Raw genomic sequence first — 17,972 nt, forward strand, 5'->3', positions numbered from 1 at the left:
CAAAACAACCAACGGTGACATCTTGACGTCGCAACACAAGAAAAGCAGCGCAGCCGGATTGACCCTGGCCGCGGTCGGCATCGTCTACGGCGACATCGGCACCAGCCCGCTGTACACGCTGAAGACCATCTTCGATCCCGCCCACGGCCTGGCGCTGAACGCGCCCAACCTGCTGGGCATCGTCTCCCTGATCTTCTGGGGACTGACCCTGATCGTCTCGCTCAAGTACGTCACGCTGATCCTGCGCGCCGACAACAACGGCGAAGGCGGCATCATGGCGCTGATGGCGCTGGCGCTCAATTCCGTGCGCGGCCAATCGCGCTGGCATTACGTGCTGATGATCCTGGGCGTGTTCGGCGCCACCATGTTTTACGGCGACAGCGTGATCACCCCGGCGATCTCCGTGCTGGGGGCGATCGAGGGCCTGGACGTGGCCACGCCGGGCCTGGAAAAATACATCGTGCCGTTCACCATCGTCGTGCTGGTGCTGCTGTACAGCGTGCAGAAGCACGGCACCGCCGGCATCGGACGTTTCTTCGGCCCGATCATGATGGTGTGGTTCGCGGTGCTGGCGGTGATGGGCGTGATCAACATCGTGCACGCGCCCGCCATCCTGGCCGCGCTCAATCCCTGGCACGCGTTCGAGTTCATGCTGCGCAACCAGGGCATCGCCTTCGTCGCGCTGGGCGCGGTGGTGCTGGCCTTTACCGGCGCCGAGGCGCTGTATGCCGACATGGGCCACTTCGGCAAGCAGCCGATCCGCTATGCCTGGTTCATGGTCGTGTTCCCGGCGCTGGCGCTGAACTACCTGGGCCAGGGCGGCTTGCTCATGACCCACCCGGAAACCATCGAGAACCCGTTCTTCCACCAGCTCGGCGACTGGGCCGTGCTGCCGCTGGTCGTGCTGTCGACGGTGGCCACCGTGATCGCCTCGCAGGCGACCATCTCCGGCACCTTCTCGATGACCAAGCAGGCGATCGCGCTCGGCCTGCTGCCGCGCATGCGCGTGACGCACACTTCGGAAAGCGAGATCGGCCAGATCTACATCCCGGCCGTGAACTGGCTGCAGCTGATCGTGGTGCTGATCGCCGTGGTCGGTTTCGGCTCGTCCGACCGGCTGGCCGGCGCCTACGGCATCGCGGTGACGGCGACCATGTTCGCCACCACCGTCCTGACCTTCTTCGTCACGCGCTACCGCTGGCACCTGCCGCTGCTGGTGTGCCTGGGCGCGACCGGCTTCTTCATGGTGATCGACCTGGCCCTGTTCTCGGCCAGCACCCTGAAACTGCTGCACGGCGGCTGGTTCCCGCTGGTGATCGGCACCATCCTGCTGACCATCATGCTGACCTGGAAGCGCGGGCGCGAGCTGGTGTTCGAGAACCTGCAAAAGCACGCGATCCCGCTCGAGGACTTTTTGCAGTCGCTGTTCGTGGCGCCGCCCACGCGCGTGGCCGGCACCGCGATCTTCCTGCGCGGCGAGACCGACGGCGTGCCGCACGCGCTGCTGCACAACCTGCTGCACAACAAGGTGCTGCACGAGCGCGTGGTGTTCCTGACGGTACGCATCCGCGAGGAGCCGTACGTGCCGACCGTCGACCAGGTCGAAGTCGTCGCGCTGGGCCACGACTGCTTCCAGATGAACGTGAGCTACGGCTTCAAGGACGAGGCCAACATCCCCGAGATGCTGCGCCTGGCGACCGGCAAGGGCCTCGAATTCGAGATGATGGAAACCTCGTTCTTCATCGCGCGCCAGACCGTGATCTCGGTGCCGGGTTCGGGCATGATGACCTGGCGCGAACATTTGTATGTGCTGATGCAGAGGAATGCGCGCACCCCGGCCGACTACTACCAGATCCCGGCCAACCGCGTGATCGAGCTGGGCACCCAGGTCGAAATCTGAGGTCCGCGCCCGAGCGACAATCGGGCGACAGGCCTTTACAAACGTCATACAAAAGTCGCACAGATACTTGCGGGACGCTTCGGTAAGGTGGTGTTCTCATCTTTACTGTCCTGCAAGGCACATCATGCGTTTTTCTTCCCCCCTGGCCGCGGGCTGCGCCGCCATCCTCAGCCTGAGCCTCAGCGCATGCGGCGGCGGCGGTGACGGCGGCGCACCTGCGCTCGCCGTCGCCAGTCCGGACGCCCTGAAAATCACCGACACCACGCCTGGTACCGGCGCCACCGCGAGCGCGGGGACGCGCGTGCAGGTCAACTACACCGGCTGGCTGTACAGCGCCGCCGCGGCCGACTCCAAGGGGGCGAAATTCGACGCCACCGAGACCGGCAAGCCGTTCACCTTCGTGGTCGGCGCGGTCGGCACGAATGAATCGGCCATCGCCGGCTTCAGCCAGGGCGTGCAGGGAATGAAGGTGGACGGCAAGCGTACGCTCCTGATCCCGAGCGCCCTGGCCTACGGCACCCAGGGTGTGCCCGGCAGGATTCCGGCCAATGCGGGCGTGGTGTTCGACGTCGAGCTGGTCAAGGTATGCGGCGCCGCTGCCTGCTGACGCCGTCCACCGGCCAGGCTCATTCGCGCAGCGCCAGCGCCGGGCGGATGCGCAGCGCCGTCAGCGCATGGCGCAGCGTCGACAGCAAGGCCACCGCGCCGGCCACCAGCAGCGCCGCCAGCAGGGTCCAGGCGCCGATCGGCGCGCGTTCGCTGAAGGCGCCCAGGTAGCGCGCGATCGCGATCCACGCCAGCGGCAGCCCGAGCAGGGCTCCGGCGCCGACCAGCAGCGCGAACTCGCGCGCCACCAGCGTTCCGATCGCGCCCCTGCCGGCGCCGTACAGCTTGCGCAGCACGATCTCCTTTTCGCGCCGCTGCACGCTGTAGGCGGCCAGCACGTAGATGCCGAAGGCGGCGATCGCGGTGGCGATCACGCTGGCCACGCCCAGCAGCTTGGCCAGGCGCAGGTCGTCGGCGTAGTCATAGGCGAGCATGCTGCCGACGCGCTCGACGTTCACGGTCTCGTTCGGGAAGTAGCGCGGCCACAGGTCGTGGATGTCCTGGCGCACCCCGTCCCGCCGGCGTTCGCTGCGGATCGTGAAGGTGCCGGTGCGCTCCGACAGCCAGTAGACGGTCGCCTGCATCGGCTCACGCGCCGAGCGGTGGCGGATGTCGGGCGCGACGCCGATCACCTGCATCGCGGCGCCACCGCTCGGCCCGAGTTCGTGCACGGTCTTGCCGACCGCATCCCGGGCGCTCGAGAAGCCGAGCTTGAGCGCCGCAGCGTCGTTGATGACGACCTTGTCGATGTCCTGAGCACGGTCGCGCGCCGGATCGTACAGGCGTCCTGCCAGCGCGTTCAAGCCATAGACCTGGAAGAACTCCGGGCTGACCCTGAACCAGTTCAGTTGGACCGGCGCGCCGCCCTCGCGCTGCACCTGGGTGCCGTTCATGTTGACGTTGACCGGTTCGTCGGTCTCGGCCACGCCGTCCACGCCGGGCAGGCGCAGCAGCGCTTCGTGGAAGGCGTGTACGTGGGCGGAGCGCATGTCTTCGCTCGTGCCGACCACCAGCAGCGGACGCGGGTCGAAGCCGGGATCGAGCTGGCTGGCGTAGCGCGTCTGCCAGGCCACGGCCAGGGTCATGCCGGTCAAGCCCATCGCGGTGGCAAACTGCAGCACGGTAAGCACGCGCCGCAGCCACAGGCCGCCGGCGGTTTCGACGTTGCCGCGCCCGGACAGCGCGGAGGTCGGACGTACCTTCAGCGCCGACCAGGTCGGGTAGGCGCCGGCCAGCATCCCCAGCAGCACGCCGAGCAGCAGCGCCAGGCCGATCGATGCCGGCGAAAACATGCGGTCCAGCTTCCTCTGCACCAGATCGGAAAACACCGGCAGCAGCAGCCAGGCCAGCAGCAGGCCGATGGCGCTGGCGATCAGGCACACCAGCACCGACTCGGCCAGGAACTGGCGCGCCACCGTCTGGCTCGACGCGCCCAGCACCTTGCGCACCGCGATCTCGCGCTGGCGCCGCACCGTGCGTACGGTGGCCAGGTTGACGTAGTTGGTGGCGGCCAGCGCCAGGATCAGCAGCGCCACCGCGGCCAGGCCGAGGATGGTCGCGCGGTCGCCGTGGATGCGCGCGCTTTCCTCCACGTCGGGGTCGAGGTAGGCGCCGGCCAGCGGGCCGAGACGGAAATCGACCATGTCGCGGCCGTGCAGCGAGGCGATCTGCTCGGGCGTCTGATGGTGATAGAAATTCGAGGCCAGCATGGCGCGGCGAATCGCCAGCGGCACCGCTTCCGGATCGGCGCCGGGCGCCAGTTTCACGTACACCGGGCCGTGCGTCGAGCCCCAGTTGGTGGTGACCCGCTGACGATATTCGGCATCCCAGATCGCGGTCGCGGTCCCGGCCAGCGCTTCGTAGGGCAGCGTGGTGGCCGCCGGCTGGTCGGCCACGAGCGCCGCCACCCGATAGGGTATGCCGGCCACCTCGAGCGTCTTGCCGACCGCGTCCGTGCTGCCGAACAGCCTGATGGCGGTCTCGCGGCTCAGCGCCAGCGCGTCCGGGCGCGCCAGTGCCGCGGCAAGGTCGCCGGCCAGCACGCGCGGCTGGAAGATGGCGCGAAAGTCCGGGTCGACCACGGCCAGCGAGATGCTTTGCACGTGATCGGCCACCTTGACGTCGATGTCGCGCTGCAGAAAGGTGCTGGCCTGCAGCTGCACGCCGCTGGCGATGGCGGCATCGCGTGCCGGCAGGCTGGTCGAATTGGTCCAGGCGTCCATGCCGGGGATGTTCCAGCGCTGCATCAGGCGATACACGTGCTCGCGCTGCGGCACGTCGCGGTCGTAGGAAAACGAGTGGGCCACGTAGCCGAGCAGCAGGAAGCAGGCCGCGATCCCGACCGCCAGCCCGAGCACCACCACCGCCGAATACGCCGGCTCCCTGGCCAGCACGCGCCAGCCGACGCGGAAATCGCGCAGGTTCAAAGTCATGCTGCGCTCCTCACGCCGCCTGCAATGCGTCGACCACGATGCGCCCGTCCAGCAGGTGCAGCATGCGCGAGGCCTGCGCCGCGTGCGCCGGCGAGTGGGTCACCATCACCACCGTGGTGCCGTCGGCGTTGATCTGGCGGAGCAGGCGCATGACCTCGTCGCCGTGGGCGGTGTCGAGGTTGCCGGTCGGTTCGTCGGCGAGCAGCATGGCCGGATCGGCCACCAGCGCGCGTGCGATCGCCACGCGCTGCTGCTGGCCGCCCGACAGCTGCGACGGCCGGTGTCCCGCGCGGTGCGCCACGCCGAGGCGCTCGAGCATGGCCTGCACGCGGCGTTTTCGCTCCGCGGCCGGGGTGCCCGTGTATTCCAGCGCCAGTTCGACGTTTTCGTACACGCTCAGTTCTTCGATCAGGTTAAAACTCTGGAAGATGAAGCCGACCCGCCCGCGCCGCAATTCGTTCAGGCGCGCTTCGCTCCAGCCGGCCACGTTCTTCCCTTCGAACCAGTAGTCGCCGCTGCTGGGCACGTCGAGCAGGCCGAGCACCGACAGCAGCGTCGACTTGCCGCAACCGGACGGGCCGGTGATGGCGACGTATTCGCCGGCCCCGATCTCGAGGTCGATGCGGTCGAGCGCCGTGGTTTGCACTTCGCCCGCGCGGTGGATCTTGCTGACGCCTGAAAGTTTGAGCATGTCGATGTCCCTGTCTGGATGATGGATTATTGAAATGTCCGGATACTTCGTCAATTCGTAAGTTGCAGCCGCTCGGCCTTGCCGAACGGCGTGTAGCTGGAGATGATCACCCGGTCGCCGGCGGCCAGGCCCGACAGCACCTCGACCTGGGCGTTGTTGCGCCGGCCCAGGCGCACCGGGCGCTTGTCGAAGCGATCGCCGACGCCGAGCACGAACACCCATGCGCCGCCGCTGTCGTTCACGAAGGCGCCGCTGGGCAGCAGCAGTGCCTTGGCCGGCTCGCCCAGCGTCAGTTGCGCGTCCATGCTCTGGCCCGGGCTGATCACCTCGGGCTGGCCCTGCGTGAACACCATCTCGGCGGTGAAGCGGCCGTCCTTGATCTGCGGGTAGACCGTGGCGACCCTGAGCTGATAGGTCTTGCCGTCCTGCTGCACGTTGCCGTGGCGCCCGACCGCGACGCGGCTCAAATAAAACTCGTCGATCTGGGCGCTCAATTTGAAACGCTGCGGGTCGTCGATGCGGCCGATGCGCTGGTCGGTCTTGACGGTCTCGCCGACCTGCAGATGAAAGTCGGTGAGCGTGCCGTCGGCCGGCGCGCGCACGGTGAGCGCGTCGACGGTGGCGCCGACCAGGCGCAGGCCGGCCTGCAAGCCGCCGATCGCGCTTTCCATCTGGCGCAGCGCGCGCCCGCGCACCTGCTCCTCGGTGTCCATCGCGCGCTTTTCCTCGGCCAGCACGCGGCGCTGCTGCGCCAGCTTGTCGACCGACTCTTCCAGCGCCACCTGCGAAATGAAACCCTTGGCCGCCAGCCTGCCGTTGCGTGCGTGCGCCTTTTCGGCCTGCTCGAGCGCGAACTCGAGGTCGGCGACGCGGCGCTGATGGTCGGTGCGGCCGGCCTCCTGCGCCATCTGCAGGTTGGCCAGGTTCGAGATCTGCTGCGCGTGCTCCTGCTGGCGCGCCAGCAGCTCCAGGTTGCGCTGCGGGTTCGACAGGCGAAACAGCAAATCTCCCTTCTTGACCGCCTGGCCATCCCTGGCCAGCACCTCTTCGACGCGGCCCGATTCGACCGAGTCGAGGATGATCGAATTGAGCGGTTCGGCGCTGGCGCGCACCACGATGTCGTCCAGGAAGACGCCCGGCTCGACCCGGGCGATGCGCACGTCGCGGCTGGCCACCTGCAGGCCGTGCGGTACGAACTGCCAGCCGGTCCAGCCGAGCGCGGCGACGGCGATCGCGCCGATGGCGATGTGCAGCGCAAGGCGGCCGCGCCGGCGCGGCACGATCGCATCCATCGCGGCGCCGGTGACGGCAGGGGGAGGAATCTGGTCCATGTGAAATCCGGTTGGTCAAGGTCGATGCCGGTAGCGTTTGCAAGCGCCGTGCCATGCGGTTTTTGGCCGGTTTTCGCGGCTTGCGCACGCCATGTGTCCGGAACCGGACAGATGCACCTGTGCGCTTGCGGACAGGTGATCGGTGACGGCCACGGCGGGGATTGCATGCACGGCGGGCACTGCTAGAATGACAAGCCGACTGCGCCTTGCCCAACCGATGGCCGATTCCACCGCCCACCTCCTGATCCTCGACGACGACACCGACGTGGCCTACGCCGCCCGGATGCTGCTGCGCCGCCGCCATGCGGCCGTCTCGACCCTCGACGATCCGGCGCGCCTGGATGCGCTCCTGCGCGCCGATGCGCCCGACCTGGTGCTGCTCGACCTGAATTTCACGCCCGGGCGCGTCGACGGCGCCGAGGGTCTTGCGGTGCTGGACCGCCTGCAAGCGCTGGCGCGCCCGCCCGCCGTGATCGTGCTGACCGCCTACGCCGACGTGCCGCTCGCGGTCGAGGCCTTGAAGCGCGGCGCCGCCGACTTCATCACCAAGCCCTGGGACAATGCGCGCCTGGTGGCGGCGGTCGACAATGCCCTGGCAAGACGGACCGCCAGCGCCGCGCCGCCGTCATCGCTGATGCCCGAGCTGATGGGCGACTCGGCGCCGATGCGCGAGCTGAAATCGATGATCGCCAGCGTCGCCCCGACCGAGGCCAACGTGATGGTGCTGGGCGAGAACGGCGTCGGCAAGGAACTGGTGGCGCGCGCGATCCACCACGCCTCGCGCCGCGCGGCCGGCACCTTCCTCGCGGTGGACATGGGCGCACTGCCCGAATCGACCTTCGAGAGCGAGTTGTTCGGCCACCGCAAGGGTTCCTTCACCGACGCCAGGGCCGACCGTTCGGGGCGCTTCCAGGCCGCCCGCGGCGGCACCCTGTTCCTCGACGAGATCGGCAACATGGCGCTGCCGCCGCAGGCCAAGCTGCTGACCGCGCTCGAACGGCGCGAGGTCACGCCGATCGGCGCCGACCGCCCCGAACCGATCGACGTGCGCATCGTCAGCGCCACCAACCTGGAAGAAGCACGCCTGTTCGATCCATGCGTATTCCGGCCCGACCTGCTGTTTCGCCTGAATACCATCGTGCTGCGCGTACCGCCGCTGCGTGCGCGGCGCGACGACGTCCCCGGCCTGCTGCACCACTACCTGTCGCTGTACGAGGGCCAGTACGGGCGTCCGGTGCGCGAGCTGGCCGGCGGCGCCCTGGAACGCCTGTGCGCGTGGGACTGGCCGGGCAACGTGCGCGCGTTGCGCCACGCTTGCGAGCGCGCGGTGATCCTGGGCGCGCAGCCCGAATACCGCTTCGAGGATTTTGGATTGGCCGCGCCCGCGCTTGCACAGGCGCCCGCGCAGGCGAGCGCACCCGCGCTTGCGCGCGAGGACGGCGACTTCAAGCTCGGCGCGCTCGAGCGCGAAACCATCGCCGCCGCGCTCGACAAGGCCAAGGGCAACATCAGCCTGGCCGCGCGCATGCTGGGCTTGTCGCGCGCGGCGCTGTACCGCAAGCTGGGCAAGCATGGCATCTGAGGCGCGCCTGAAAGGCGGGGCGCTGCTGGCCGTGGCCGGGATCGCGCTGCTCGCCTACGGCGCGGCGCTGTTGCGCGAATCGCCGCGCCTGGCCGTGCTGTGTGGCCTGGCCGCGCTGCCGCTGCTGGGGGCGTTGTGGAGCTGCCTGGAGCGCTTGACGCGGGTGCGCCACATCGCCGCGCCGCCGGCGCCGGCCACGCTGCCGATCGAGCAGCAGGCGCTGGTGGGCAATGCGCTGGCGCTGGAAGCGCGGCTGGAACACGCGCCGATCGCGCTATTCGGCATCGAGGGCGGCGAGCTGGATGCGCGCGTGTCGGCGCTCAACGCGCGCGCGCGCAAGCTGGTGGCCCCGGGGCGCGCCAGCGATCCGGCCCAGCTCTACCGCGCGCTGGCCGCCCAATCGGATGGCGCACGTGCGCTGATCCATTTCGAGACCGAGCGCGGCGCCGAGCGCGGCCTGGTGGCGGTGTCGATGCTGACGCTGCAGGGTCGCGCCCAGCGCCTGGCCGCGCTGATGCCGGTCGAGAGCGAGCTCGAAGCCGAGGCGCTGAACGCCTGGCGCCAGCTGGTGCACGTGCTGACCCACGAGATCATGAATTCACTGACCCCGGTGGCCTCGCTGTCGCGCACCGCGCGCGATTTGCTGGACGAGCTGCGCGGCGACCTGCCGGCGGATGCGGGGAATGATCTGGCCACCGCGCTCGACGCGATCGGGCGGCGCGCCGCCAGCCTGGCCGATTTCGTGGCCAGCTACCGCAGCCTGTCGAATGTGCCGCCAGCGCGGCCCGAGCGCATCCGCGTGGATGCCTTGTTCGAGCGCGTCGCGGCGCTGGTGGGGCCGCTCTGGCGCGCGCGCGGCGGCGCCGTGGGCTTCGAGGTCGAGCCGGCATCGCTCGAGCTGATCGCCGATCCGGGCCAGCTCGAGCAGGCGCTGATCAACCTGCTCAAGAACGCGTTCGAGGCGACCGGCGCGCAGCCGGGCGGCGGGCGCGCCTGGGTCGGCGCGCGCCTGGTGCGCGGGGGCCGCTTGCGCATCGAGGTGTGCGACGACGGCCCGGGCGTGGCGCCCGAGCTGGCCGCGCAGATCTTCACGCCGTTCTTCACGACCAAGAAGCAGGGCGGCGGCATCGGCCTGGCCATGGTGCGCCACCTGGTGCACGAGAACGGCGGCACGGTGCGCTACGCGCGCCCGGTGGGAACAGGGGCGCGGTTCATCGTCACCTTCTGACCCGGTTGTATAGATAATAATGCTATCCTACGCCCCGCTAGCATACGGAGACCACATGAACACCACCGACAGCGCGGAAGCGCAAGCGATTCAAAACCTCACCCCGCGCCAGCGCGTCATCGCCATCGTCAGCGCCTCGTCCGGCAACCTGGTCGAATGGTTCGACTTCTATATTTACTCGTTCTGCGCGCTGTATTTCTCGTCCTCGTTCTTCCCCAAGCAGGACCCGACCGTGCAGCTGCTGAACACCGCCGGCATCTTCGCCGCCGGTTTCCTGATGCGCCCGATCGGCGGCTGGCTGTTCGGCCGTGTGGCCGACCGCTATGGCCGCCGCCACTCGATGATGATCTCGGTGCTGATGATGTGCGGCGGTTCGCTGCTGATCGCCTGCCTGCCGACCTACGCCACGATCGGCGCCGCGGCGCCGTTCCTGCTGCTGCTGGCTCGCCTGTTCCAGGGCCTGTCGGTGGGCGGCGAATACGGCACCAGCGCCACCTACATGAGCGAAGTGGCCGAGCCGGGCCGCAAAGGCTTCTATGCCTCGTTCCAGTACGTCACCCTGATCGGCGGCCAGCTGGCGGCGGTGCTGGTGCTGGCCATCCTGCAGCGCTTGCTGTCGCACGAGGAACTGGTGGCCTGGGGCTGGCGCATTCCCTTCGTGGTCGGCGCCGTGGTGGCGCTGATCGCGCTCTGGCTGCGCCGTTCGCTGCACGAGACCACCACCGCGTCGGAGCGCGCCAGCAAGAGCGCCGGCAGCATCGGCGCGCTGCTGCGCGAGCATCCGCGCGCATTCGTCACCGTGCTCGGCTTCACCGCCGGCGGCTCGCTGATCTTCTACGCGTTCACCACCTACATGCAGAAGTACCTGGTCAACACGGTCGGCATGACCACCAAGACCGCGACCGACATCATGACGATCTGCCTGCTGATCTACGCGCTGATGCAGCCGCTGTTCGGCGCGCTGTCGGACCGCATCGGCCGCAAGACCTCGATGATCCTGTTCGGCCTGCTGGCCGCGGTGTGCACCACTCCGATCTTCGTGGCCCTGCGCGGCGTGAGCAGCCCGCTGACGGCCGGCGTGCTGATCGTCGCCGCACTGGCCATCGTCAGCCTGTACACCTCGATCAGCGGCCTGCTCAAGGCCGAGATGTTCCCGGTCGAGGTGCGCGCGCTGGGTGTGGGCCTGTCGTACGCGATCGCCAACGCGATCTTCGGCGGCTCGGCCGAATACGTGGCCCTGTGGTTCAAGCAGGCCGGCCACGAGCCGTACTTCTACTGGTACGTCAGCGGCATGTGCTTGCTGGCCATGCTGGTCGCGATCGCGATGCCGGATCCAACCAAACGCGGCCATCTGAAATAAGAACTCAAGAAACCGTAGCGTAAAAGGGCCTCGAGAAACCGTAGCGAGCGGCGGCAGATTTGGCCGAGACGCGCAGCCGTACTTACGGTACGGCGAGCATCGCAGGCCGAATCTGCAACGCGCAGTAGGTTTATCGAGGTCCCCACTGACGGAGCATGTCCACGTGTAGGATGCCGTCCTCGTCGTAGGGTTCCGATATCGTGACAAAGCCGAAACTGCCGTAGAAGCGCTCCAGGTGGGCCTGGGCGCCGATGCGGATCGCGTGGCCGGGGTGCAGGCGTTGCGCATGAAGGATGCCTTGCGCGACCAGGTCGCGTCCCAGGCCGGTGCCGCGCGCGGCCGGGCTGGTGACCACGCGGCCAAGCGACATCTCGTCGTACTTGGCGCCCGGCGCGAGGCAGCGCAGCGAGGCCGCCAGCTCGCGCCGGCCGTCCACGCTGCGCCAGCCGAGCAGGTGGTGCGCGCCGGTGTCGAGGCCGTCGATGTCGGGGTATAAACAGGTCTGTTCGAGCACGAACACCTGCTGGCGCAGCGCCAGCATCTCGTACAGCTCGGCCACCGTCAGGTCGGCGAAGCTGTTCCACTGCCATTCAATCATCGTCATTCCAGGTCAAGCAGGTAAAAAGGATCAGGCCGCGGTCTCGAAACCTTCGAGCACGTTGACCACGTTGACGCCCAGCTCCGGCACCACCGAGCCGCCCTCGTACACGAAGACGGCCGGCAGCCCGAGCCAGGCCAGGCGCTCGCCGATGCGCAGGAAGTCCGCGCTGGAGAGACCGAAATGCGAGCGCGGATCGCCCGCGAAGCCGTCGACACCGAGCGACACCACCAGCGCCTGCGGCGCGAAGCCGCTGATTTTAAGGCAGGCGGTCTCCAGCGCCGCGAACCACTGCGCGCTGCCGGCACCCCTGGGCAGCGGCACGTTCAGGTTGTAGCCGAGGCCGTCGCCATAGCCGGTCTCGTCGGCATGGCCGGAATAATACGGGTAATCGGTGCGCGGGTCGGCGTGGATCGACACGAACAGCACGTCCTTGCGGCCATAGAAGATGCTCTGGGTGCCGTTGCCATGGTGGTAGTCGACGTCGAGGATGGCCACGCGCGGCAAGCCGTCATCGAGCAGGTGCTGGGCGGCCAGCGCAGCGTTGTTCAGGAAGCAGAAGCCGCCGAAGGTGTCGGCGCCGGCGTGGTGGCCGGGCGGGCGGCTCAAGACGAAGCTGCTCGGCTGGCCCAGGCGCAGCGCGTGTGCGGCATTGACCGCGCAGTCGGCGCCGGTCTTGGCGGCGGTCCAGGTGCCGGCCGTGATCGGCGTGTCGTTGTCGCCCGCGTACAGGCCGTGGCGGCCGCCAAAATTGTCCGGCTCGATGTCGTGGCGCATGCCGCGCGCCGGCCACACGCCGGGGCGCAGGTCGCGCTCCGCATTGGCCGGGTCGAGCGCGGTCCAGTCGCTCCAGGCGCTTCTCAGGAAGTGCAGGTAGCGTGGCGTGTGCACGCGCTCGAGCGAGGCCAGCGACACGCCGTGCGGCGTCACGATGCGGCCCAGGCCGCGCCGCGTGAATTCCTGCGCGACGGCTTCGATGCGCTCGGGGCGTTCGGATGCGGGGATGCGCTTGCCGCCGCTCAGTTCGAAACGCGGGCTGTGCTGCACATGATGTTCGTTGAAGAAAGTCAGCAAGGGACAGCCTCGGCGCAGGGCGCGTCGCCCCGGCCTGTGCCGGGGCTGCGGTGGTTCAGCTGATCCGTATCAGCTGTTACCGCACAGTGTACTGCTGTTGTACGCCGCGACAAAATCGTCGAAGCTGCCGGTGTCGTTGCGTTCGATCTCGGCCTGCTCGGCCAGCGAGGCCTGGGCTTGTTCCTCGAACGCGGCGATCTCGGCCGGCATCAGCGGATCGGCGCGCAGGGTCCTGGCGTGCAGCTCGCTCTGGCGCAGGCCGAACTTGGCGAACGAGCCGAGCGCGCGCACCTCGTCCAGCACGCGCGCCGACGGGGTCAGGGCCGGATTGGCGACCTTGGCCTTCTGGTGTTCCAGCGACTCGACGTGGGCGCCCTTGTAATTGTGTTCGCTGTCGAGCAGCTCGGCGAGCGGACGGATGCGCTCGATCAGCTCGTCGGCCCACTGCTGCAGCGGGATTTCCTGGTCGTCGCGCGTGAGGGTCAGGCCGGGCTTGCGGCCCTCCTTGACGGTGCGCGCGAAGTTGCGCGCGTGGACCTGTCCTTCCATCGCGTTGATCATCGGGCTTTCCTCGAGCGCGCAGAACAGTAAGAACGCGTCGAGGAAGCGGCCGGTCTCGAGCGCGACGCCGACCGGTTCGAACGGGTCGACGTCCAGGCAGCGCACTTCGATGTACTGCACGCCGCGGTTGCACAGCGCCTGCACCGGACGCTCGCCGGTGCGGATCACGCGCTTCGGGCGGATCGTCGAGTAGTACTCGTTCTCGATCTGCAGGATGTTGGTGGACAACTGGATCCACTCGCCGTCCTTCTTGGTGCCGAGTTCCTCGTACGGCGGATACGGACGGTTGACCGCGTCCATCAGCGAGGTGACGTAGCTTTCCAGGCTGTTCTCGTGCGGACGCAGGCCGGCCTGGGCGTCGTTCTGGTAGCCCAGGTCGCTCATGCGCAGGCTGGTGGCGTAGGGCAGGTAGAGGGTGTCGTCGGACAGTGTCTCGAGCTGGTGCGCCTGGCCGCGCAGGAAGCCCTTGGCCAGCACCGGCGAGGCGCCGAACAGGTACATCAGCAGCCAGCTGTAGCGGCGGAAGTTGCGGATCATCGCGATGTAGCTTTCGGACTGGAAGTCGCGCAGCGCATGGCGGCGTTCCTCGGCGATGCCTTCGTGCTCGGCGATCACCTTCCACAGCTGTTCCGGCAGCGAGTAGTTATAGTGGATGCCCGCGATGCATTGCATGGCCTTGCCGTAGCGTAGCGCCAGGCCGCGCCGGTACACGTGCTTGAGCATGCCGATGTTCGACTCGCCGTACCAGCCGATCTCGATCTCTTCCTCGGGCGGCAGGTCGCATGGCATCGACTGGCTCCACAGCATCTCGTCGCCCAGCTTGGTGTAGGCGAAGCGGTGGATCGCGTCCAGGCGGTTCAGGGCCAGGCCGATGTCGTGCTCGGCCGGGGTGATGAATTCGAGCAGGGCTTCCGCGTAGTCGGTGGTGATCTGCGGGTGGGTGAGTGCGGCGCCGAGCTGCGCCGGGTGCGGCGTGCGCGCCAGGTCTCCTTGCTGGTCGACGCGCAACGTCTCGCGCTCGATGCCGCGCAGGCCCTGCTGCAGCAGGCCGCGGTGGGCATCATCGTCCAGCAGGGCGAGGCGGCGTGATAATTGGTTCGACACAGGATTTCCTTTCTTGAGAAGCCATTTCAGAATGGTCCTGGCGGCGTTACGGCGCCTTGTCATGACCATTTTGAAACACTTCGGTTGCAGATGAGGTGCAGAGATTAACCGAAAAACGCCAAGTGCGCCGGAGGGTTCTCAAATTTGCAGTATGCACCCGATCCGTGACGTTTTTGTTAACGATTCAATGATTCGGCGGCCCCGGCGCCGCTGCCGGGGACGGGGGCTGGGCCGGCGCCGCGGGCGCCGCCTGGGCCGCGATCCAGGCGCGCATCTGCCGTTCCAGCAGGTCCAGCGGCAGGGCGCCGCTGCCGAGCAGCGCATCGTGGAAGGCGCGCACGTCGAAGCGCGGGCCGAGCGCGGCTTCGGCCTGGCGCCGCAACGCCAGGATGCGCAGCTGGCCGACCTTGTAGCTCAGCACCTGGCCCGGCTGGGCGATCGCGCGCCCGACTTCGAGCTCGTTGTCCGGCGCCGGGTTGGCCGTGTTGGTGTTCAGGTAGTCCAGTGCCTGCTGGCGCGTCCAGCCGAGCGCGTGGATGCCGGTGTCGACGACCAGGCGCGCCGCGCGCAGCTGCTCGTCGGCCAGCGTGCCGAAGCGCGAGAACGGATCGCGCCCCAGCCCCAGCTCCGGTCCCAGCCCCTCCGCGTACAGCGCCCAGCCTTCGCCGAACGCGTCGTACCAGCCGTAGCGGCGAAACGCCGGCAGTTGCGCCAGCTCGTGCGCGCGCGCGACTTGCAGGTGGTGACCCGGAATGCCTTCATGCAGGGCGAGCGTTTCGACTTCCCACATCGGCCGGGTGTTCAGGCGCGAGGTGTTGACCACCAGCGCGGCGGTGCGCTCCGGCGTGCCGGCTTCGTAATAGGCGCCGCCCTGGGCCTCGGCGGCGCCGTCCTGGACCGGTTTGACCGCCAGTTCCTCGGCCGGGATGGCGCCGAACAGCGCCGGCAGCTGCGCCTGCGCGCGGACGAGGGTGCGGCGGTAGCGCGCCAGCAGCGCTTGCGGATCGCTGAAGAACAGGCGCGGATCGCTGCGCACGAACACCAGGAATTGCGCGTAGCTGCCGCGAAAGCCGGTGCGTGGGTACAAGGTCTGCATCTCGGCGCGGATGCGCGCGACTTCCTGCAGGCCGAGCGCGTGGATCTCCGTCGGCGTCAGGTTGGTCGTGGTCGCCTCCTTGACCAGCAGCGCATACCAGGCCTGCCCGCCCGGCAGGTTCGACGCCGAGATCGTCGTGCGCGCCGCCGGCAAATAATCGGTGCGCACGAACTCTTCCAGCTTTTGCAGGGCGCCGGCGGCCGTCTGCAGCGCGGCCTGGCCGTCGACCGCGATCCGGTCGCGCGCCTCCGCCGACAAGGTGGCCGGCAGCGCCCGCAGCGGCGCGCCGACGGCCCCCTCCGGCAAGTGCTCGCGCAGGTTTTTCAGCTGGCCGGGCAGCGCGGCCATGACGGCTTTCGGCGCGACCCAGCCGGTACGCATCCCCTCGCGCATCTGCTCGACGATGCCGTCGACGTAATGCGGCAGCGCGCGCAGGCGAGACAAGTAGTTGCGGTAATCGTCCTCGGTCACGAACGGCATCTGGGCGATCAGCTGCGGCAGGCGCAACTGCAGGCCATCCTGGGCGCTGATCGGCTCGGGATCGAAGGGCAGGAACGCGGCGCGCGCCAGGATGCGCTCCTGGTCGCCGATGAACAGTTCCCAGGACAGGCGGTCGGCGTCATTCAGTTGCACGAAGTCGATGCGGCGCGCCCGTTCGAGCATGCGGCGCGCGTGCTCGATGCGGCGGGCGGCAAAGGCGAGCGAGGTGTCGGACAGCTGGCCGTCGTAGCGGTGCTCGCCGATGCGGGTGGCCAGCTCGGGCTGGTGCTGCAGGCGCCACTGCCAGTCGCGCTCGAACAGTGAGCGCGCCTGGGTGGCCGCGTCCTCCGGCGTCGCGTCGGATGGCTCGGCGGTCTGACGGGACGCCCCCCGGTCCGTCCACCCGGCCGCGGCGCCGCCTGCCAGCGCGGGCAAGGGGCTCAGCAGGATCAGGACGGCAAACAACAGGCGCATGCGAGGCTCCGGGGTGAAGGGCGGATTCTAGCAAACGGCACATCCTGGACGCGCCGGGTTGGCGCCGGCCGGCTACGCCAGGCGTGCGCCGCTGACGCGCTCGATGCCGGCCAGGTCGCGCCAGCTCTGCACATCCTTAAAGCCGCCGGCGGCCAGCAGCGCGCGCACGGCGGCGGCCTGGTCGTAGCCGTGCTCGAGCAGCAGCCAGCCGCCCGGCTCCAGGTGGCGCGGGCTGCCGGCGATGATGATGCGCAGCGCCGACAGGCCGTCGGCATGGTCGGTCAGGGCGCCGGCCGGCTCGAAGCGCAGGTCGCCCTGCGCCAGATGTTCGTCGCCGGCGGCGATGTAGGGGGGATTCGAGGCGATCAGCGCGAAGGTGTCGCCGGCCTCGGGATCGGCGTCGAGTGCGCCGAACCAGTCGCTGCGCAGGAAGCGCACCGCGGCGCCGTTGGCGTCGGCATTGCGCCGGGCGACCGCCAGCGCGGCCTCGCTGACGTCGAGCGCCGTCACGTGCGCGTCCGCACGCGTGTGTGCGCACGCGACCGCGATCGCGCCACTGCCGGTGCCCATGTCGAGCATGCGGCCCTGCGGCGGCAGGCGCGCCAAAGCCAGTTCGACGATCAGCTCGGTGTCCGGGCGCGGGATCAGCACGGCGTCGTTCACTTCGAAGTCCAGCCCGAAGAATTCGCGCCGGCCGACGATGTAGGCGATCGGTTCGCCGGCCAGGCGCCGCGCCACCAGCGCCGTCAGGCGCGCGGCTTCAGTGGCGGACAGCGGCCGTTCGGACTGGGTGATCAGCTGCACGCGCGACAGGCCGGTGGCTTCGCACAGCAGGATGCGGTTTTCGAGCGGGTCGAGCGGCAGCGCGAGCAGGGTGGCCTGGACGCTGGCGCCGGCTTGGACGTTCATCGATACTCCATGCAGCGATCAGCGCGCGCGGCGCACCAGCACCCAGACCAGGGCCAGGGTCAGCAGCACGAACCACACGGCCGACCACTGCGGCACGTTCAGGCCGAGCACCGGTTCCTGCGCCGCTTCGCACAGGCCGTCGGCGCGGAACAGCCAGGGCAGCATGGTGGCGGTCGGGATTTTATTCAGCACGGTCTCCATCGGGTCGATGCCGCAGGAGAAGCCGGGATGCGCCAGCACGTACAGGTGTTTGCCGACCACGCCCAGGCCGCCCAGCGCGCACAGCAGCGACAAGCCGGTAAACAGCTTGACCTTGCGCGCCAGCGCGCCGATCAATGCAAAGACCGCGATGCCCAGGAACAGGTAGCGCTGGATCACGCAAAGCGGGCAGGGCAGCATGTCTTTCGCGTGCTGCAGATACAGGGCGGCGCCGATCAGGGCGACGCTGACGGCGGCGATGGTGAGCAGGGCGTTGCGGGACGTGGGCATGAGGCCTTCCTGGTTCATGTGGATCGGTGCGGACTGCAATCTTGCGATTTTCGCACA

14 protein-coding genes are annotated in these 17,972 nt (G+C 68.7%); 5 read left to right on the forward strand and 9 right to left on the reverse strand.

Features of this window, described 5'->3' with window-relative positions; translation table 11 throughout:
- The first annotated feature begins 22 nt into the window (after nucleotides 1-22).
- Both FA90_RS19095 and FA90_RS19100 read left to right on the forward strand, forming a co-directional pair.
- Nucleotides 23-1,900, forward strand: coding sequence for a potassium transporter Kup (locus FA90_RS19095; RefSeq protein ID WP_036171515.1), 1,878 nt, complete (start codon nucleotides 23-25; stop codon nucleotides 1,898-1,900).
- 124 nt (nucleotides 1,901-2,024) lie between these two features.
- A complete protein-coding gene (locus FA90_RS19100; RefSeq protein WP_036171518.1) occupies nucleotides 2,025-2,507 on the forward strand; it encodes an FKBP-type peptidyl-prolyl cis-trans isomerase in 483 nt (160 codons plus the stop codon).
- A 19-nt stretch (nucleotides 2,508-2,526) separates the two neighbouring features.
- Here FA90_RS19100 and FA90_RS19105 read toward each other — a convergent pair whose 3' ends face one another.
- The 3 genes from FA90_RS19105 to FA90_RS19115 are packed head-to-tail and all read right to left on the reverse strand — an operon-like array spanning nucleotide 2,527 to nucleotide 6,960.
- Complete coding sequence (locus tag FA90_RS19105) at nucleotides 2,527-4,938, reverse strand: FtsX-like permease family protein (RefSeq protein ID WP_239700831.1); 2,412 nt, start codon at nucleotides 4,936-4,938, stop codon at nucleotides 2,527-2,529.
- Nucleotides 4,939-4,948: 10 nt separating this feature from the next.
- Nucleotides 4,949-5,629 (reverse strand): ABC transporter ATP-binding protein, encoded by a 681-nt coding sequence (locus tag FA90_RS19110; protein WP_036171521.1) that lies wholly within the window; start codon nucleotides 5,627-5,629, stop codon nucleotides 4,949-4,951.
- Nucleotides 5,630-5,679: 50 nt separating this feature from the next.
- Nucleotides 5,680-6,960 (reverse strand): efflux RND transporter periplasmic adaptor subunit, encoded by a 1,281-nt coding sequence (locus FA90_RS19115; RefSeq protein ID WP_239700833.1) that lies wholly within the window; start codon nucleotides 6,958-6,960, stop codon nucleotides 5,680-5,682.
- A gap of 217 nt (nucleotides 6,961-7,177) precedes the next feature.
- On the opposite strand from FA90_RS19115, the gene FA90_RS19120 reads away from it, so the two are divergent.
- From FA90_RS19120 to FA90_RS19130, 3 genes are read left to right on the forward strand one after another with little or no spacing between them, the layout of a single operon-like run.
- Nucleotides 7,178-8,542: a sigma-54 dependent transcriptional regulator gene (locus FA90_RS19120; protein WP_036171523.1), complete on the forward strand. Its 1,365-nt coding sequence runs from the start codon at nucleotides 7,178-7,180 to the stop codon at nucleotides 8,540-8,542.
- Nucleotides 8,532-9,770: a PAS domain-containing sensor histidine kinase gene (locus FA90_RS19125; protein ID WP_036171526.1), complete on the forward strand. Its 1,239-nt coding sequence runs from the start codon at nucleotides 8,532-8,534 to the stop codon at nucleotides 9,768-9,770. The genes FA90_RS19120 and FA90_RS19125 overlap by 11 nt, the downstream gene beginning before the upstream one ends.
- A gap of 55 nt (nucleotides 9,771-9,825) precedes the next feature.
- On the forward strand, nucleotides 9,826-11,130 hold the full coding sequence (locus tag FA90_RS19130; protein ID WP_036171529.1) for an MFS family transporter: 1,305 nt from the start codon (nucleotides 9,826-9,828) through the stop codon (nucleotides 11,128-11,130).
- 130 nt (nucleotides 11,131-11,260) lie between these two features.
- On the opposite strand, the gene FA90_RS19135 is transcribed toward FA90_RS19130, so the two are convergent.
- From FA90_RS19135 to FA90_RS19160, 6 genes are all read right to left on the reverse strand, one after another.
- Nucleotides 11,261-11,728, reverse strand: a complete 468-nt coding sequence (locus tag FA90_RS19135) for a GNAT family N-acetyltransferase (RefSeq protein WP_036176373.1) — start codon at nucleotides 11,726-11,728, stop codon at nucleotides 11,261-11,263.
- A gap of 30 nt (nucleotides 11,729-11,758) precedes the next feature.
- Nucleotides 11,759-12,802: a histone deacetylase family protein gene (locus FA90_RS19140; protein ID WP_036171532.1), complete on the reverse strand. Its 1,044-nt coding sequence runs from the start codon at nucleotides 12,800-12,802 to the stop codon at nucleotides 11,759-11,761.
- Nucleotides 12,803-12,871: 69 nt separating this feature from the next.
- Entirely contained in the window at nucleotides 12,872-14,467 is a 1,596-nt protein-coding gene (gshA, locus tag FA90_RS19145) for a glutamate--cysteine ligase (RefSeq protein WP_036171535.1), read from the reverse strand.
- A 184-nt stretch (nucleotides 14,468-14,651) separates the two neighbouring features.
- Nucleotides 14,652-16,517, reverse strand: a complete 1,866-nt coding sequence (locus tag FA90_RS19150; RefSeq protein WP_051971920.1) for a DUF885 family protein — start codon at nucleotides 16,515-16,517, stop codon at nucleotides 14,652-14,654.
- A 72-nt stretch (nucleotides 16,518-16,589) separates the two neighbouring features.
- Nucleotides 16,590-17,426, reverse strand: a complete 837-nt coding sequence (gene prmC, locus FA90_RS19155) for a peptide chain release factor N(5)-glutamine methyltransferase (protein ID WP_036171538.1) — start codon at nucleotides 17,424-17,426, stop codon at nucleotides 16,590-16,592.
- 18 nt (nucleotides 17,427-17,444) lie between these two features.
- Entirely contained in the window at nucleotides 17,445-17,915 is a 471-nt protein-coding gene (locus FA90_RS19160) for a disulfide bond formation protein B (protein WP_036176380.1), read from the reverse strand.
- Nucleotides 17,916-17,972: the final 57 nt, after the last annotated feature.

It is taken from the genome of Massilia sp. 9096, assembly GCF_000745265.1.
Classification (GTDB): domain Bacteria; phylum Pseudomonadota; class Gammaproteobacteria; order Burkholderiales; family Burkholderiaceae_D; genus Telluria.

What these genes read in the sequence shown, in the direction of transcription:
- FA90_RS19100 (WP_036171518.1), top strand. Translation starts at nt 2,025, where the DNA reads ATGCGTTTTTCTTCCCCCCTGGCCGCGGGCTGCGCCGCCATCCTCAGC.
- FA90_RS19105 (WP_239700831.1), bottom strand. Translation starts at nt 4,938, where the DNA reads ATGACTTTGAACCTGCGCGATTTCCGCGTCGGCTGGCGCGTGCTGGCC.
- FA90_RS19110 (WP_036171521.1), bottom strand. Translation starts at nt 5,629, where the DNA reads ATGCTCAAACTTTCAGGCGTCAGCAAGATCCACCGCGCGGGCGAAGTG.
- FA90_RS19115 (WP_239700833.1), bottom strand. Translation starts at nt 6,960, where the DNA reads ATGGACCAGATTCCTCCCCCTGCCGTCACCGGCGCCGCGATGGATGCG.
- FA90_RS19120 (WP_036171523.1), top strand. Translation starts at nt 7,178, where the DNA reads ATGGCCGATTCCACCGCCCACCTCCTGATCCTCGACGACGACACCGAC.
- FA90_RS19125 (WP_036171526.1), top strand. Translation starts at nt 8,532, where the DNA reads ATGGCATCTGAGGCGCGCCTGAAAGGCGGGGCGCTGCTGGCCGTGGCC.
- FA90_RS19130 (WP_036171529.1), top strand. Translation starts at nt 9,826, where the DNA reads ATGAACACCACCGACAGCGCGGAAGCGCAAGCGATTCAAAACCTCACC.
- FA90_RS19135 (WP_036176373.1), bottom strand. Translation starts at nt 11,728, where the DNA reads ATGATTGAATGGCAGTGGAACAGCTTCGCCGACCTGACGGTGGCCGAG.
- FA90_RS19150 (WP_051971920.1), bottom strand. Translation starts at nt 16,517, where the DNA reads ATGCGCCTGTTGTTTGCCGTCCTGATCCTGCTGAGCCCCTTGCCCGCG.
- prmC (WP_036171538.1), bottom strand. Translation starts at nt 17,426, where the DNA reads ATGAACGTCCAAGCCGGCGCCAGCGTCCAGGCCACCCTGCTCGCGCTG.
- FA90_RS19160 (WP_036176380.1), bottom strand. Translation starts at nt 17,915, where the DNA reads ATGCCCACGTCCCGCAACGCCCTGCTCACCATCGCCGCCGTCAGCGTC.